The organism is Pseudomonas sp. JL2, from assembly GCF_031570495.1.
Taxonomy (GTDB): domain Bacteria; phylum Pseudomonadota; class Gammaproteobacteria; order Pseudomonadales; family Pseudomonadaceae; genus Aquipseudomonas; species Aquipseudomonas rhizophila.
In genome coordinates this window covers 55,884-71,557 of sequence record NZ_JAKUDH010000011.1, presented here as the reverse complement: position 1 = coordinate 71,557, position 15,674 = coordinate 55,884, and the positions used below count along the sequence as shown (strand labels likewise).

At 61.9% G+C, this 15,674-nt stretch carries 13 protein-coding genes; 11 read left to right on the top strand and 2 right to left on the bottom strand.

The genetic code is table 11. The features are described from left to right. Nucleotides 1-53 precede the first annotated feature (53 nt). Genes MKS85_RS15760 through MKS85_RS15750 form a run of 3 tightly spaced genes read left to right on the top strand, consistent with a single transcriptional unit; the run spans nt 54 to nt 3,636 of the window. Nucleotides 54-1,955, top strand: coding sequence for a sensor histidine kinase (locus MKS85_RS15760; protein ID WP_188252001.1), 1,902 nt, complete (start codon nt 54-56; stop codon nt 1,953-1,955). Next, nucleotides 1,952-3,280 (top strand): sigma-54 dependent transcriptional regulator, encoded by a 1,329-nt coding sequence (locus MKS85_RS15755; protein ID WP_047227038.1) that lies wholly within the window; start codon nt 1,952-1,954, stop codon nt 3,278-3,280. The genes MKS85_RS15760 and MKS85_RS15755 overlap by 4 nt, the downstream gene beginning before the upstream one ends. Nucleotides 3,281-3,306: 26 nt before the next feature. Then, nucleotides 3,307-3,636 carry a GlpM family protein gene (locus MKS85_RS15750; RefSeq protein ID WP_173407518.1) on the top strand — a complete coding sequence of 110 codons (330 nt, stop codon included), beginning with the start codon at nt 3,307-3,309 and terminating at the stop codon, nt 3,634-3,636. A 31-nt stretch (nt 3,637-3,667) separates the two neighbouring features. On the opposite strand, the gene MKS85_RS15745 is transcribed toward MKS85_RS15750, so the two are convergent. Both MKS85_RS15745 and MKS85_RS15740 read right to left on the bottom strand, forming a co-directional pair. Then, entirely contained in the window at nt 3,668-4,282 is a 615-nt protein-coding gene (locus MKS85_RS15745; RefSeq protein ID WP_047227040.1) for an NAD(P)-dependent oxidoreductase, read from the bottom strand. A gap of 96 nt (nt 4,283-4,378) precedes the next feature. Next, on the bottom strand, nt 4,379-5,257 hold the full coding sequence (locus MKS85_RS15740; RefSeq protein WP_047227041.1) for an MBL fold metallo-hydrolase: 879 nt from the start codon (nt 5,255-5,257) through the stop codon (nt 4,379-4,381). Nucleotides 5,258-5,369: 112 nt separating this feature from the next. On the opposite strand from MKS85_RS15740, the gene MKS85_RS15735 reads away from it, so the two are divergent. The 8 genes from MKS85_RS15735 (at nt 5,370) to MKS85_RS15700 (ending at nt 15,659) form a co-directional block, all read left to right on the top strand. Then, nucleotides 5,370-6,275 (top strand): LysR family transcriptional regulator, encoded by a 906-nt coding sequence (locus MKS85_RS15735; RefSeq protein WP_188252002.1) that lies wholly within the window; start codon nt 5,370-5,372, stop codon nt 6,273-6,275. A gap of 217 nt (nt 6,276-6,492) precedes the next feature. After that, complete coding sequence (locus tag MKS85_RS15730; protein ID WP_047227043.1) at nt 6,493-8,001, top strand: sigma-54-dependent transcriptional regulator; 1,509 nt, start codon at nt 6,493-6,495, stop codon at nt 7,999-8,001. A gap of 431 nt (nt 8,002-8,432) precedes the next feature. Then, nucleotides 8,433-8,816, top strand: a complete 384-nt coding sequence (gene gcvH, locus MKS85_RS15725) for a glycine cleavage system protein GcvH (RefSeq protein WP_188252003.1) — start codon at nt 8,433-8,435, stop codon at nt 8,814-8,816. 10 nt (nt 8,817-8,826) lie between these two features. Continuing rightward, nucleotides 8,827-11,676, top strand: a complete 2,850-nt coding sequence (gcvP, locus tag MKS85_RS15720) for an aminomethyl-transferring glycine dehydrogenase (RefSeq protein WP_076383703.1) — start codon at nt 8,827-8,829, stop codon at nt 11,674-11,676. A 248-nt stretch (nt 11,677-11,924) separates the two neighbouring features. Beyond that, nucleotides 11,925-13,301, top strand: coding sequence for an L-serine ammonia-lyase (locus MKS85_RS15715; RefSeq protein WP_047227046.1), 1,377 nt, complete (start codon nt 11,925-11,927; stop codon nt 13,299-13,301). Between the two features lie 39 nt (nt 13,302-13,340). Next, a complete protein-coding gene (gene gcvT, locus MKS85_RS15710; RefSeq protein ID WP_188252004.1) occupies nt 13,341-14,465 on the top strand; it encodes a glycine cleavage system aminomethyltransferase GcvT in 1,125 nt (374 codons plus the stop codon). Nucleotides 14,466-14,858: 393 nt separating this feature from the next. Then, complete coding sequence (locus MKS85_RS15705) at nt 14,859-15,071, top strand: cold-shock protein (protein ID WP_139049289.1); 213 nt, start codon at nt 14,859-14,861, stop codon at nt 15,069-15,071. 99 nt (nt 15,072-15,170) lie between these two features. Continuing rightward, the gene (locus tag MKS85_RS15700) at nt 15,171-15,659 is read left to right on the top strand and encodes an RDD family protein (RefSeq protein ID WP_188252006.1); all 489 of its coding nucleotides are present in this window, start codon (nt 15,171-15,173) and stop codon (nt 15,657-15,659) included. Nucleotides 15,660-15,674 lie beyond the last annotated feature (15 nt).

Below are 15,674 nucleotides of genomic sequence, written 5' to 3'. Positions count from 1 at the left end.
GGGAGCAGTGTTGGTTTGTCGATTTGTGTTGTGGTTGACCCAAGGCTTCTGTGATGAAATGCGACCCCACTCTCTATCGCGCCGCGCCGCCATCACTCGCCGTGAAGCCTCGTCTGATTCGCCATCTGTTCCTGCCGCCGCTGATCATTGCCCTGATGATCGGCCTGGGTTACCTCGGCTTCTGGATCAGTGAGCACTACGGCATTCGCAGCCTGGGCGAGAACGGCGAGCGCCAGTTGGAGCTGCACGCCCGTGCGGTCGAGAGCGAGATCAGCAAATACACTTACCTGCCCAGCCTGCTGGAGCTTGAATCCAGCGTATCGCAACTGCTCGACGACCCCACGCCCGAGCACCGCAAGACCGTCAACGAATACCTCGAAGGCCTGAACCGCCGCAGCCGCAGTCGGGCCATTTATGTGATGGACACCACAGGCCGGGTCATGGCGACCAGCAACTGGCGCGACGTCGACAGTTACCTGGGTGAAGACCTGTCCTTTCGCGCCTATTTCCAGAACGCCGTACGCGGTCAGCCCGGGCGCTTCTATGGCATCGGCAGCACCAGCGGCGAGCCTGGCTATTACCTGGCCCATGGCCTGGAACAGCAGGGCAAGATCATCGGCGTGGCGGTGGTCAAAGTGCGCCTGGAAGCCATGGAAGAGCGCTGGCAGCGCGCGCGCCTGGAAGCCTTCGTCAGCGACGAGAATGGCATCATCATTTTGTCCAGCGATCCGGCGCGGCGGCTCAAGTCCGTGCGACCGCTGAGCGACGAAACCAAAGAGCGCCTGGCCCGCAGCCTGCAATATTACTGGTTCCCACTGAACGAGCTGGTTCCCCTGGCTCGGGAACGGCTGGCCGAAGGCATGGAAAAACTGACCTTCCCGGCCAATGCCGAACTGGTGTCCGACGAGCGGCCCATCAGCTATCTGTCACAGACCCGCCCCCTGAGCGACACACCCTGGAATTTCACCCTGCTGACGCCACTTGAAGACCTGCGTCGCCAGGCAATCAACCAGGGCATCCTGGTGGCCGTGGCCTTCGCCCTGGTGGCTTTCCTGCTGATCGCCTGGAACGAGCGGCGCAAGGTCATCGCCACTCGCCTCGCTGCCCGGGAGGCCTTGCAGGAAGCCAACAACCAGCTCGAACGTCGGATTACCGAACGCACCACCGACCTGCGGGCCAGCAATGAACGGCTCAAGGGCCAGATCCGCGAACGGCGGCAGGCCGAAGAGACGTTGCGCCGGGCCCAGGACGAACTGGTGCAGGCCGGCAAACTCGCCGCCATTGGCCAGATGTCCACCAGCATCGCCCATGAACTCAACCAGCCGCTGGCCGCGCTGCGTACCCTGTCCGGCAACACCGTACGCTTTCTTGAGCGGGGCCAGTTGGATATCGCCAGCGCCAACCTCAAGACCATCAACGACCTGATCGACCGCATGGGCCGGATCACCGCCAGCCTGCGCTCCTTCGCCCGGCGCGGGGACGATCAGGGCCGGGCCAGCCTCGGCAAGGCGGTCGAAGCCGCGCTGCAACTGCTGGGCAGCCGCCTCGAAAGCCTGAAGATCCAGGTGCATGCCGGTTACGATGACGTGCAGGTACAGATCGACCAGACGCGTCTTGAACAAATCCTGGTGAACCTGATCGGCAACGCCCTGGACGCCATGCAGAGCCAACCCGAGCCGCGGCTGTGGCTTGAAGGCACTGCCTCGGATGGCAAATATCGCCTGCGGGTGCGGGACAACGGCCATGGCATCGATCCCGAGGCGCGCAAGCATTTGTTCGAACCCTTCTTCACCACCAAACCCGGCGAACAGGGCCTGGGCCTGGGCCTGACCCTTTCGGCGAGCCTGGCCGCCGCCGCGGGCGGGCATCTGGAGGTCGAACACCCGGCCGAAGGTGGAACCACGTTTGCCCTCAGTTTACCGTTGGTAAGCCCTTTACCTGCCGAGCAGCCATGAATAACGACCTGAGCGTACTGATCGTCGAAGACGACCCCCATGTCCTGCTGGGTTGCCAGCAGGCCCTGTCCCTGGAAGACATTCCCTGCATCGGCGTGGGCAGCGCCGAAGAGGCCCTGGAGCGGGTCGGCGATGACTTTGCCGGCATCGTCATCAGCGACATTCGCCTGCCGGGCATCGATGGCCTGGAGCTGCTGACCCGCCTCAAGGCCCGGGACCGCAGCCTGCCGGTGGTGCTGATCACCGGCCACGGCGACATCTCCATGGCCGTCGGCGCCATGCAAAAAGGCGCCTATGACTTCATGGAGAAACCCTTCTCCCCCGAACGCCTGGTGGACGTCGCCCGCCGCGCTCTGGAGCAACGCAGCCTGGCCCGGGAGGTTTCATCGCTGCGCCGGCAACTGGCCGAACGCGACTCCCTGGAAGGCCGGATCATCGGCCGCTCACCGGCCATGCAGCACCTGCGAGAACTGATCGCCAACGTAGCCGACACCTCGGCCAACGTACTGATCGAAGGTGAAACCGGCACCGGCAAGGAACTGGTCGCGCGCTGCCTGCACGACTTCAGCCGACGTCACAGCAAACAATTCGTCGCGCTCAACTGCGGCGGCCTGCCGGAGAACCTGTTCGAAAGCGAGATTTTCGGCCACGAGGCCAACGCCTTTACCGGCGCCGGCAAACGACGGATCGGCAAGATCGAGCACGCCGACGGCGGCACGCTGTTTCTCGATGAAGTGGAAAGCATGCCCCTGCCCTTGCAGATCAAGTTGCTGCGGGTGTTGCAGGAACGCACCCTCGAGCGGCTGGGTTCGAACCAGAGTGTGGCCGTGGATTGCCGGGTCATCGCCGCCACCAAGTCCGACCTGGACGAACTGGGCCGGGCCGGGCAGTTTCGCAGCGACTTGTATTACCGCCTCAACGTGGTGACCCTGGAACTGCCGCCCCTGCGCGAGCGCCGCGAAGACATTCTGCAACTGTTCGAGCATTTTCTGCAGCAGTCGTCCCTGCGCTTCGACCGCACGGTGCCGGAGCTGGACAACCAGACGCTTTCCAACCTGATGAGCCACGACTGGCCGGGCAACGTGCGGGAACTGCGCAACGTCGCCGAGCGCTATGCACTCGGCCTGCCGGCCTTCAAGAAGTCGGGGGCCAGCGGCGCCAGCCAGGGCCTGGCCTTCGCCGAAGCGGTGGAAGCCTTCGAACGCAACCTGCTGGTGGACGCTCTGCAACGCAGCGGTGGCAATCTGACCCAGGCCAGTCTCGAACTGGGCATGGCCAAGACCACGCTGTTCGACAAAGTCAAAAAATATGGCCTGAGCCATTAACCTGGGGCAGTAAACCTGTGGACCTGATTTTCAAAGCAGCGCTCGGTGCCGCCGTGGTGGTCATCCTGGCGATGCTCGCCAAGACCAAGAACTATTACATCGCCGGGCTGGTGCCACTGTTTCCCACCTTCGCCCTGATCGCCCACTACATTGTTGGCAAGGGCCGCTCGGTGGACGATCTGAAAACCACCATCGTGTTTGGCATGTGGTCGATCATCCCCTACTTCGTCTACCTGGCGACGCTGTATGTGATGGTCGACCGGATGCGTCTGGAGGCTTCTCTGGCCGTGGCGGCGGTGGCTTGGCTGATGGCGGCGACGGTGCTGGTCAGCGTGTGGATGAGACTCCACAGCTGACCCCGCAGGAGCGCCTGTCCAAACCAGTGGTTCAATAACCGACGGTAAAGCGCTGCCGCGAAAACTGCGGCGTCTCCACTTCATCGATCATTGCAATGGCGTAATCGGCAAAGCTGATCCAACTGCGCCCGGCGGCGTCGAACAGCAGGTGATCCTTGCCGATACGGAACTGACCGGTGCGCTCGGTCTCGACGAACTCCGCCGAGGGCGAGAGGAAGGTCCAGTCCAGGTCCTGTTCCTTGAGCAGCACGTCCAGGAATAATGCTCCGGCGCTGGCTTCGGCGAGGTATTCCTCAGGGAAGCCTTCGCTGTCGATCACACGGCTATTGTCCGGCAGCAGCAACGAACCGGCCCCGCCCACCACCAGCAAGCGCTTGACCCCGGCAGCCTTGATTGGGGCGATGACCTTGTCGGCCGGCACGGTGGCGAAATGGGCGGCGCAGATCACCACATCATGACCGGCTACCGCTGCGATTAAGGCCTCGCTGTCCAATACATCCAACTGCTGGCTGACCACACCGGCCCTCTTACCGATCTTGGCCGTGTTACGGGCAATGGCCGTCACGCTGTGGCCACGACGCAGGGCTTCTTCCAACAACTGGCTGCCGGCCCGACCGGTGGCGCCGATGATTGCGATTTTGCTCATGATGTTCTCCATTGGTTAGCGATGTTGAAATACAGGCTCTTGTGGCGAGGGGATTTATCCCCTCGCCACAACGGTGCTCTGATCAAAGATCGGTATTCACCACTTCATCTCACCCTTGGCCACCTTGGCACTGAGCTCCAGGGAGCTGTCTTCCCCCAGATCGGGGTAGCGCTGCTTCATGGCGGCGATCAGGGCGGCGGAGTCCTTGGCTTTGGCGGTTTCTTCGTCGAAGGCCTTGATGTACTCGGCGGTAAATTTCACCGGAGCCAGGGACCGGGCACTATCACCCAGGTAATGGCCGGGAATCACAGTGTTCGGTTGCAGTTTTTCAATGCCCTCCAGCGTCGCCAGCCAATCCTTGTGGGACTGCGGCGTCTGCGTGTCGGCCATCCAGACGTGAATGTTCTCGGCCACCACGACGCCGCCGACCACCGCCTTGATCGACGGGATCCACACGAAGCTGCGGTCCGGTTGCGGGCCATCAAGACCGATGATCTGCAAGCGCTTGCCCTCCAGGGTCAGGCTGTCGCCCTTGAGTACCTGGGGTACGATCGCTTTGCTCGGCGCATCCGCCTTGAGGATCGGCCCCCAATATTTCAACTTGCCGTCCATGGTGTGCTTGATGTGTTCGACGGTCGGCGCAGAGGCCAGCACCTTGGCATCCGGGAACGCGGCGGTCAGGGTCTCCAGACCAAAATAGTAGTCGGGATCGCCGTGGCTGATGTAGATCGTGGTCAATTGCTTGCCGCTGGCGCGGATTTTCTGCACCACCTGTTCGGCCTGGGACTTGCCGAACTGGGCGTCCACCAACACCACTTCTTTTTCCCCACTGACCAATACCGAGGTCACCGGGAAAACGGCCGTCGCGCCAGGGTTGTAGACCTCCAGGGCAAGGTCGGCTGCCCAGGTGTTGGCCGCAAAAATCATCGAAGCGCTGGTCAGCAGCAGACGCTTGAATAAGGTGGATCCGGTCATGTTGTGCTCCGTTGTGCATAAGCCCGATTGGGAATGAGCGCAGCTTAGGGACCTGACTCGTTTCAAAAAATGCGATGCTTGGACATAGTTTGTTTCTGAAATCGGGCAAATCATGGATCGTCTACAAGCAATGCAAGTGTTCGTCGCCGTGGTGGAACTGGGCAGTCAGTCGGCAGCAGCCGAACATCTGGACCTGTCACGACCGGTGGTGTCACGGTATCTGGCGGAACTGGAAGACTGGGTTGGTGCCCGACTGATGCACCGCACCACTCGCAAATTGAGCCTGACGGCCGCGGGTTTGGAGATCCTGCCGCGCTGTCGGCAGATGCTGGATCTGTCCGGCGACATGCAGGCCGCCGTCAGTACGTCGGACGATGCGCCACGGGGTATGCTGCGCATCAGCGCCAGCACCTCGTTCGGCCAAGCCCAATTGGCGGCAGCCATGACCGAGTTCGTCGTGCGCTACCCAGGGGTCAGCGTCGACCTGCAAATGCTCGACCGCACCGTGAACCTGGTGGACGAGCGCATCGACCTGGCGATCCGCATGAGCAACGACCTGGACCCGAACCTGATTGCCCGGCGCCTCACAGTCTGTCGCTCGGTGATCTGCGCCTCGCCCGGCTACCTGCGTGAACACCCAACGCCCCAACGGGTCGAGGATTTGAGCCGGCACAACTGCCTGACCCACTCCTACGTCGGCAAGAGCCTGTGGCATTTCGAGCAGGACGGCGAGCAGGTCTCGGTGCCGGTGCAGGGCAACATCAGCGCCAACGAGGCCAGCACATTGCTGCAGGCCACGATAGCCGGTGCGGGCGTGGCGATGCTGCCCAGCTACCAGGCCGGCACGCACATCAAGAACGGCGAACTGATCCGCCTGTTGCCCCACGCCGAACCCCGCCGGATGAACATGTACGCGGTGTATGCCTCACGCAAACACATGCCGTCGGCGCTGCGCAGCCTGCTGGATTTTTTGGTACTCAAATTTCCCGAGAGGCCGGAGTGGGATGTTGGGTTGTAAACGATAGCCGCCTCACCGCCAACTTCCTGTGGGAGCGGGCTTGCTCGCGAAGGCGTAGTGCCAGCCAAGTAGATGTCGACTGATACACCGCTTTCGCGAGCAAGCTCGCTCCCACAGGGGGTCACCGTGGTTCTCAAGTACTGCACCAGGATTTCACCAATAGCCCGCCCCAAGGCATACTTGCCACCCTCCGTATTCCAGAACCCAGAACCGCCCCATGCGTATCCACGTCAGTTTCATCGACCGCGTCGGCATTACCCAGGAAGTCCTGGCGCTGCTCGGTGGGCGCAATCTCAATCTGGATGCGGTGGAGATGGTGCCGCCCAACGTCTACATCGATGCCCCGACCCTCAGCCCGCAGGTGCTGGACGAATTACGCGAGGCGCTGTTCAGCGTGCGGGGCGTGCAGGCGGTCACCGTGGTGGACATCCTGCCCGGCCAGCGTCGGCATTTGCAGCTCGACGCCCTGCTCGCGGCCATGACCGACCCGGTACTGGCCCTCGACAGCGCCGGCCACGTATTGCTGGCCAACCCGGCGTTGATCGCCCTGTACGGGCGTGAACCGGCCGGGGAAAGCGTTGCCGAGCTGTTCGGTGACGAAGCCCTGTTGGTCGCTCTGCTGGAGAATGGTTTCCGCCTGCCGCTTCGGGAAATCACCCTCAACGGCCAGACCTTACTGCTGGACGCCACGCCCATTACAAACGCCGGTGCGTTGCTGACCCTCTATCAGCCAAACCGCATCGGCGAACGCCTGTCGGCGCTGCACCACGACCACGCCGAAGGGTTTGACGCGTTGCTGGGCGAATCCCCGGCGATCCGCACCCTCAAGGCCCGGGCCCAGCGGGTAGCGGCGTTGGATGCACCGTTGCTGATCCAGGGCGAAACCGGCACGGGCAAAGAGCTGGTGGCCCGGGCCTGCCATGCCATCAGTGCCCGCCACGGCGCGCCGTTCCTGGCCCTGAACTGTGCGGCGCTGCCGGAGAATCTGGCCGAAAGTGAACTGTTCGGCTACGCCCCCGGCGCCTTCACCGGCGCGCAACGGGGTGGCAAGCCGGGGCTGATGGAACTGGCGAACCAGGGCACGGTATTTCTCGATGAAATCGGCGAGATGTCGCCCTACCTGCAAGCCAAGCTGCTGCGGTTCTTGAACGATGGCAGCTTCCGTCGGGTCGGCGGCGACCGGGAAATCAAGGTCAACGTGCGCATTCTTAGCGCGACCCACCGCAACCTGGAAAAAATGGTCAGCGAAGGTTCGTTCCGCGAAGACCTGTTCTATCGCCTGAACGTGCTCAACGTCGAAGTACCGCCGCTGCGTGAGCGTGGCCAGGACATCTTGCTGCTGGCGCGCTACTTCATGCAGCAGGCCTGTGCGCAAATCCAGCGCCCGGTCTGCCGCTTGGCCCCCGGCACCTACCCGGCGCTGCTGGGCAACCGCTGGCCGGGCAATGTGCGGCAATTGCAGAACGTGATCTTCCGCGCCGCGGCCATTTGTGAAAGCAGCCTGGTGGACATTGGCGACCTGGACATTGCCGGCACGTCCGTGGCGCGCCAGGGTGACGTGGAAGTCGAGAGCCTTGAGCAAGCGGTGGAAGCCTTCGAAAAACATCTGCTCGAAAGCCTCTACGTCAACTACCCCTCGACCCGCCAGCTCGCCAGCCGCCTGCAAACCTCCCATACAGCGATTGCCCATCGGTTGCGTAAATACGGGATTTCCGGCAAGCCGTAAGCACGCTGCTGCCCTCTGTGGGAGCGAGCCTGCTCGCGATAGCGATGTATCAGTCAATATCCGTGCTGGCTGACCCACCGCTATCGCGAGCAGGCTCGCTCCCACATTGGGACCTGCGGCGTCCCTGGAACCTGGCTCAAAAACGACCTCCACCTGTACTGAAAGCGCTACAGTGGAACGATATCGATACACTTGGCGCTAAGCTGCGCCGCGCAAGGCTTTGATCCCACAGCGATTTTTTCCAGGCGTATAGCTGTAGCGTTTTCGCTACAGCTCAATACAACCTGCGCTCGACATAACCAAGTAAGCCATTGATATATAAGTATTTATTAGCATTGGCCGCATTCTTGCTAAGGATATAACCATTCGGCCGGGCCAAGCCCCGCGCCTTTCTTCGCGTCCACCAGACGAATCTGGCCCCAGGAGTTTCCATGAGCGAGTTGCGTTTCACTGAAGATCACGAATGGCTGCGCACTGAAGCCGACGGCAGCGTTACCGTCGGTATTACCGCGTTTGCCCAGAACGCCTTGGGCGATGTGGTCTATGTTCAGTTACCGGAACTGCAAAGCTACGCCAAGGGTGACGAAGCCTCTACCGTGGAATCGGTGAAAGCCGCCAGCGGCGTGTACATGCCGCTGGACGGAGAAGTGCTGGAAGTGAACCCGGCCCTGGAAAGCAATCCGGAACTGGTCAACGAAGATCCGCTGGGCGCAGGCTGGTTTTTCCGATTCAAGCCCGCCGACGCCACCCAAGTTGACCAACTGCTGAATCAGGACGCCTATGACCGCCTGATCAAAGCCAACGCCGAAGCCTGAGGAGCGCAACATGACCGTTAATCTCGGCACCGCCAACGAATTCATCGCCCGCCACATCGGCCCGCGAGCCAGCGACGAGCAAGCCATGCTCGAGCGCCTGGGCTACGACTCCCTGGAAGCGTTGAGCGCCAGCGTCATTCCGGAAAGCATCAAGGGCACCAGCGTGCTGGACATGGGCGACGGCCAGAGCGAAGCCGATGCACTGGCCTCGATCAAGGCCATCGCCAGCAAGAACCAACTGTTCAAGACCTACATCGGCCAGGGCTACTACAACTGCCACACGCCAGCGCCGATCCTGCGCAACCTGCTGGAAAACCCGGCCTGGTACACCGCCTATACCCCCTACCAGCCGGAAATTTCCCAGGGCCGTCTCGAGGCACTGCTGAACTTCCAGACCTTGATCAGCGACCTGACCGGCCTGCCGATCGCCAACGCATCCTTGCTGGACGAAGCCACCGCCGCCGCCGAGGCCATGACCTTCTGCAAGCGCCTGAGCAAGAACAAGGGCAGCAATGCCTTCTTCGCTTCCCGCCATTGCCACCCGCAAACCCTCGATGTGCTGCGCACCCGTGCCGAGCCCTTGGGCATCGACGTGGTCGTGGGCGACGAACGCGAACTGACCGATGTCGGCAGTTTCTTCGGCGCGCTGTTGCAATACCCAGCCAGCAACGGTGACCTGTTCGATTACCGTGAACTGACCGAACGCTTCCATGCCGCCAACGCCCTGGTCGCTGTCGCCGCAGACCTGCTGGCCCTGACCCTGCTGACGGCACCGGGTGAGTTCGGCGCCGACGTGGCCATCGGCAGCGCCCAGCGCTTCGGCGTGCCATTGGGCTTTGGCGGCCCACACGCGGCGTATTTCTCTACCAAGGATGCCTTCAAGCGCGATATGCCGGGCCGCCTTGTGGGTGTTTCCGTGGACCGTTTCGGCAAGCCGGCCTTGCGCCTGGCGATGCAGACCCGCGAACAACACATCCGTCGCGAGAAAGCCACGAGCAACATTTGCACCGCCCAGGTCTTGCTGGCCAACATCGCCAGCATGTACGCCGTGTATCACGGCCCTAAAGGCCTGACTCAGATCGCCAACCGCATCCATCACCTCACCGCGATCCTCGCCAAGGGCTTGGGCGCCTTGGGTCTGGCTGTCGAGCAGGACAGCTTTTTCGACACCCTGACCCTGCACACCGGCGCGCAAACCGCTGCCCTGCACGACAAGGCGCGTGCCCAGCGCATCAACCTGCGCGTGGTGGACGCTGAACGCCTGGGCTTGTCCCTGGACGAAACCACCTGCCAGGCGGACGTCGAAACGCTGTGGAGCCTGTTGGCCGACGGCAAGGCCCTGCCGGACTTCGCCGCCCTGGCCGCCACCGTGCACAGCCGTATCCCGGCCGAGCTGGTGCGCCAGTCGGCGGTCCTCAGCCACCCGGTGTTCAACCGCTATCACTCCGAAACCGAGCTGATGCGCTACCTGCGCAAGCTCGCCGACAAGGACCTGGCCCTGGATCGCACCATGATCCCGCTGGGTTCCTGCACCATGAAACTCAACGCCGCCAGCGAAATGATCCCGGTGACCTGGGCCGAGTTCGGCGCCCTGCACCCGTTCGCCCCCGCCGAACAGAGCGCTGGCTACCAGCAACTGACCGACGAACTGGAAGCCATGCTCTGCGCTGCCACCGGTTACGACGCGGTGTCGTTGCAACCCAACGCCGGTTCCCAGGGTGAATACGCCGGTCTGCTGGCGATCCGCGCCTATCACCAGAGCCGTGGCGAAGACCGTCGCGATATCTGCCTGATCCCATCGTCGGCCCACGGCACCAACCCGGCCACCGCCAACATGGCCGGCATGCGTGTGGTCGTGACCGCCTGCGATGCTCGCGGCAACGTCGACATCGAAGACCTGCGGGCCAAGGCCACCGAGCACCGCGAACACCTCGCGGCGCTGATGATCACCTACCCGTCCACCCACGGTGTGTTCGAGGAAGGCATCCGCGAAATCTGCGGGATCATTCATGACAACGGCGGCCAGGTGTACATCGATGGCGCCAACATGAACGCCATGGTCGGCCTCTGCGCCCCGGGCAAGTTCGGTGGCGACGTGTCGCACCTGAACCTGCACAAGACCTTTTGCATTCCTCACGGCGGTGGCGGCCCAGGTGTCGGCCCGATCGGCGTCAAGTCCCACCTGGCACCGTTCCTGCCGGGCCACGCCAACATGGCGCGCAAGGAAGGCGCGGTGTGCGCGGCGCCATTTGGCAGCGCAAGCATCCTGCCGATCACCTGGATGTACATCCGCATGATGGGCGGTGCGGGCCTCAAGCGTGCCTCGCAGTTGGCAATCCTCAACGCCAACTACATTGCCCGCCGTCTGGAAGAGCATTACCCGGTGCTCTACTCCGGCAGCAACGGCCTGGTGGCCCACGAATGCATCCTCGACCTGCGCCCGCTCAAGGACAGCAGCGGCATCAGCGTCGATGACGTGGCCAAGCGCCTGATCGACTTCGGCTTCCACGCCCCGACCATGTCGTTCCCAGTGGCCGGTACGCTGATGATCGAGCCGACCGAAAGCGAATCCAAGGAAGAACTGGACCGCTTCTGCGACGCCATGATCTGCATCCGCGAAGAAATCCGCGCGGTGGAAAACGGCAGCCTGGACAAAGACGACAACCCACTGAAAAACGCCCCCCACACCGCCGCGGAAATCGTCGGCGAGTGGACCCACCCCTATAGCCGCGAACAAGCGGTGTACCCGGTGGCGTCGTTGATCGACGGCAAATACTGGCCGCCGGTAGGCCGGGTCGACAACGTGTTCGGCGACCGCAACCTGGTCTGCGCCTGCCCGTCGATCGAAAGCTACGCTTGACCTGAGCGGAGGGCGATCTACCAGCCCTCCGAATCCTCTGTGGGAGCGAGCCTGCTCGCGATAGCGGCGTAACAGCCAATAGAGTTGTTGCCTGACACTCCGCTATAGCGAGCCTGCTCGCGATAGCGGCGTAACAGCCAATAGAGATGTTGCCTGACACTCCGCTATCGCGAGCCTGCTCGCTCCCACAAGGATCTATGCCAGACCTTAAACCGTCGATCCTCATAAAAAGAAACCGGAGAAACACCATGTCGTTAAGCGTGTTCGACCTGTTCAAAATCGGCATCGGCCCCTCCAGTTCCCACACGGTCGGCCCGATGCGTGCCGCTGCCCGTTTCGTCGAAGGGCTGCGTCGTGATGACCTGCTCAACACCACCGCCAGCGTCAAGGTCGAGCTCTACGGCTCACTCGGCGCCACCGGCAAAGGCCACGGCAGTGACAAGGCCGTGCTGCTGGGTCTGGAAGGCGAACACCCGGATACCGTGGACACTGAAACGGTCGACGCCCGCTTGCGAGAGATTCGCAGCAACGGGCGCCTGAACCTGCTGGGTGAACACTGCATTGAATTCAACGAAAAACTGCACCTGGCGATGATTCGCAAGCCGCTGCCTTTTCATCCCAACGGCATGATCTTCCGCGCTTTTGACGCGGCGGGCCTGCAGGTGCGCAGCCGCGAGTATTACTCGGTAGGCGGTGGTTTTGTCGTCGACGAAAGCGCTGCCGGCGCCGACCGTATCGTCGAAGATGCCACCCCCCTGACCTTCCCGTTCAAAAGCGCCAAGGACTTGTTGAGCCATTGCACCACCTATGGCTTGTCCATCAGCCAGGTGATGCTGACCAACGAAAGTGCCTGGCGCCCCGAAGCCGAAACCCGCGCCGGCCTGCTGAAGATCTGGCAGGTGATGCAGGATTGCGTGGCGGCCGGCTGCCGCAACGAAGGCATTCTGCCGGGCGGGCTGAAGGTCAAGCGCCGGGCGGCGGCGCTGCACCGTCAGTTGTGCAAGAACCCGGAAGCTGCCCTGCGCGACCCGCTGTCGGTGCTGGACTGGGTCAACCTGTATGCCCTGGCCGTCAACGAAGAAAACGCCTACGGTGGCCGCGTCGTCACCGCGCCGACCAACGGCGCGGCGGGAATCATCCCGGCCGTACTGCATTACTACATGCGCTTCATCCCTGGGGCCAATGAAGATGGCGTCGTGCGGTTCCTGCTGACCGCCGCCGCCATCGGCATCCTGTACAAGGAAAACGCCTCCATCTCCGGCGCCGAAGTCGGTTGCCAGGGTGAAGTCGGCGTGGCCTGTTCCATGGCCGCCGGCGCCCTGTGCGAAGTGCTCGGCGGCAGCGTGCAGCAAGTGGAAAACGCCGCCGAGATCGGCATGGAACACAACCTCGGCCTGACCTGCGACCCCATCGGCGGCCTGGTGCAAGTGCCGTGCATCGAGCGCAACGCCATGGGCTCGGTGAAAGCCATCAATGCGGTGCGCATGGCCATGCGCGGCGACGGGCATCACTTCGTTTCCCTCGACAAAGTCATCCGCACCATGCGCCAGACCGGCGCCGACATGAAAAGCAAATACAAGGAGACCGCCCGCGGCGGTCTGGCTGTCAACATCATCGAATGCTGATGCGCTTGCCTCACTTCTACATTTTTTCCAGGAGCTGATATGTCCACCGAACCATTGCTGAAGACCCCGTTGCACGCCCTGCACCTCGAACTCGGCGCCCGCATGGTGCCGTTCGCCGGCTATGACATGCCGGTGCAATACCCATTGGGCGTGATGAAAGAACATCAGCACACCCGCGATCAGGCCGGGCTGTTCGACGTGTCCCACATGGGCCAGATCCGCCTGAGCGGCGCAAACGCCGCCAAAGCCTTGGAAACCCTGGTGCCGGTGGACATCATCGACCTGCCGGTGGGCATGCAGCGCTATGCCATGTTCACCAACGAAAACGGCGGCATCCTCGACGATCTGATGGTCGCCAACCTGGGCAACGACGAGCTGTTCCTGGTGGTCAACGCGGCCTGCAAGGAGCAGGACCTGGCCCACCTGCGCGCCCATATCGGCGACCAGTGCAGCATCGAGCCACTGTTCGAAGCTCGCGCCCTGCTCGCCCTGCAAGGCCCGGCCGCCGTCACCGTGCTTGCACGACTGGCGCCAGACGTGGCGAAGATGACCTTCATGCAGTTCCAGCGCGTCACGCTGCTGGGTATGGACTGCTTTGTCAGCCGTTCGGGTTACACCGGTGAAGACGGTTTCGAGATCTCGGTGCCCGCCGCCGAGGCCGAAAAGCTGGCCCGCGCCCTACTGGCAGAGCCGGAAGTGGCCGCCATCGGTCTGGGCGCTCGCGACTCCCTGCGCCTGGAAGCCGGCCTGTGCCTTTATGGCCACGACATGAACACCGAAACGACCCCGATCGAAGCCAGCCTGCTGTGGGCGATCTCTAAAGCCCGCCGCGCCGATGGCGTCAGGGCCGGTGGTTTCCCGGGCGCTGAAACCGTGTTCGCCCAGCAACAGGGCGGCGTGAAGCGCAAACGCGTCGGCCTGCTGCCCCAGGAACGCACACCCGTGCGCGAAGGTGCAGAGATCGTCGACGAAGCGGGCGAGATTATCGGTACGGTGTGCAGCGGCGGTTTCGGCCCGACCTTGGGCGCTCCGTTGGCGATGGGTTACCTGAACAGCGCCTATGTCGCACTGGATACGCCAGTCTGGGCCATCGTGCGTGGGAAAAAAGTGCCTTTGCTTGTAAGCAAAATGCCATTTGTTCCACAACGCTACTACCGCGGTTGATTGACTGTTTCTATACGTAACGCGGTTGCGTTATACGTGCACTAATGTGTAACGCAACCGCCATAAAAAGGTGCGTCTACTCGATATTGAAATTGCACCTATTACGTTGAAAACAATTGAACTAGCCTATCGAATAAGCCCCAGCCCGCAGCCCCTGTAAATACGAGAATGCCGAGCAAATACGGGGCCTTCAGAGGGGGTTGTTTTTTTGTTCATAGTTGGCGTAGAGTTTGATCACTGTGTTTGCATGGGTCGCTTGGAACCGTGACCTGGGCAGTAGCTTATGAAGTTCGCTACATCCCGCTCGACGTCTCTTACTTTCCTGCAACCCAGCCCCAGTACTCTTTCATGTGGAAGAGGCTGTCATTAATTTAGCGTCAAGGAAATAAGAAAATGTCTGATCGTCAGAGCGGTACCGTCAAGTGGTTCAACGACGAAAAAGGTTTTGGTTTTATCACTCCTGAAAACGGTCCGGATCTGTTCGTGCACTTCCGCGCCATCCAGGGCACCGGTTTCAAAAGCCTGAAGGAAGGCCAGAAAGTCACTTTCGTCGCAGTGCAGGGCCAAAAAGGCATGCAGGCCGACCAAGTGGAACCCCTCCCATAGGTTGTAGCTTTTGCGCATTAAAAAAGCCCCTGATTGATATCAGGGGCTTTTTTATGGGCGTAAATCCGTAAAATGGCCTCTTTTTCGTCCGAGGCCGTCATGCCCAAACACCTGCTCATCCCCCAAGGCGAGTTCCCTCCCGCCACCCTGGGCCGTCGCCTGGCCGCGATGTTCTATGACTTTTTGCTGTGCACAGCCCTGCTGATCGTCACTGGCGGCGTCTACAAGATGATTCAGATGGCGATCATCGGCGAAGAAAAAATGCGCGCCCTCACCGACGCCGGCGCACTGGACGGCGACCCGCTACTGTCCACCGTGCTGCTTTTCGTGCTGTTCGGCTTCTTCGCCAAGTTCTGGACCCACAACGGCCAGACCTTGGGCATGCAGGTGTGGTGCATTCGCGTGCAGAACGCCGATGGCACGGCGATCAGCCTGTGGCAGGCCCTGTTGCGATTTGTCGTGTCGATCGCCTCATTGCTGCTGGCGGGACTGGGCTTCATCTGGTCGCTGTTAGACAAGCGCAAGCGCACCTGGCATGACATCTACTCGGATACGCAGCTGGTGCGAATTCCCAAGAAAAAGAAATAGGTCGCAAGCTGCAAG

Coding starts and splice junctions, on each gene's coding strand:
- MKS85_RS15755 (WP_047227038.1), top strand. CDS start 1,952: ATGAATAACGACCTGAGCGTACTGATCGTCGAAGACGACCCCCATGTC.
- MKS85_RS15735 (WP_188252002.1), top strand. CDS start 5,370: ATGGATCGTCTACAAGCAATGCAAGTGTTCGTCGCCGTGGTGGAACTG.
- MKS85_RS15705 (WP_139049289.1), top strand. CDS start 14,859: ATGTCTGATCGTCAGAGCGGTACCGTCAAGTGGTTCAACGACGAAAAA.
- gcvP (WP_076383703.1), top strand. CDS start 8,827: ATGACCGTTAATCTCGGCACCGCCAACGAATTCATCGCCCGCCACATC.
- gcvT (WP_188252004.1), top strand. CDS start 13,341: ATGTCCACCGAACCATTGCTGAAGACCCCGTTGCACGCCCTGCACCTC.
- MKS85_RS15760 (WP_188252001.1), top strand. CDS start 54: ATGAAATGCGACCCCACTCTCTATCGCGCCGCGCCGCCATCACTCGCC.
- MKS85_RS15740 (WP_047227041.1), bottom strand. CDS start 5,257: ATGACCGGATCCACCTTATTCAAGCGTCTGCTGCTGACCAGCGCTTCG.
- MKS85_RS15745 (WP_047227040.1), bottom strand. CDS start 4,282: ATGAGCAAAATCGCAATCATCGGCGCCACCGGTCGGGCCGGCAGCCAG.
- MKS85_RS15730 (WP_047227043.1), top strand. CDS start 6,493: ATGCGTATCCACGTCAGTTTCATCGACCGCGTCGGCATTACCCAGGAA.
- MKS85_RS15700 (WP_188252006.1), top strand. CDS start 15,171: ATGCCCAAACACCTGCTCATCCCCCAAGGCGAGTTCCCTCCCGCCACC.
- MKS85_RS15715 (WP_047227046.1), top strand. CDS start 11,925: ATGTCGTTAAGCGTGTTCGACCTGTTCAAAATCGGCATCGGCCCCTCC.
- gcvH (WP_188252003.1), top strand. CDS start 8,433: ATGAGCGAGTTGCGTTTCACTGAAGATCACGAATGGCTGCGCACTGAA.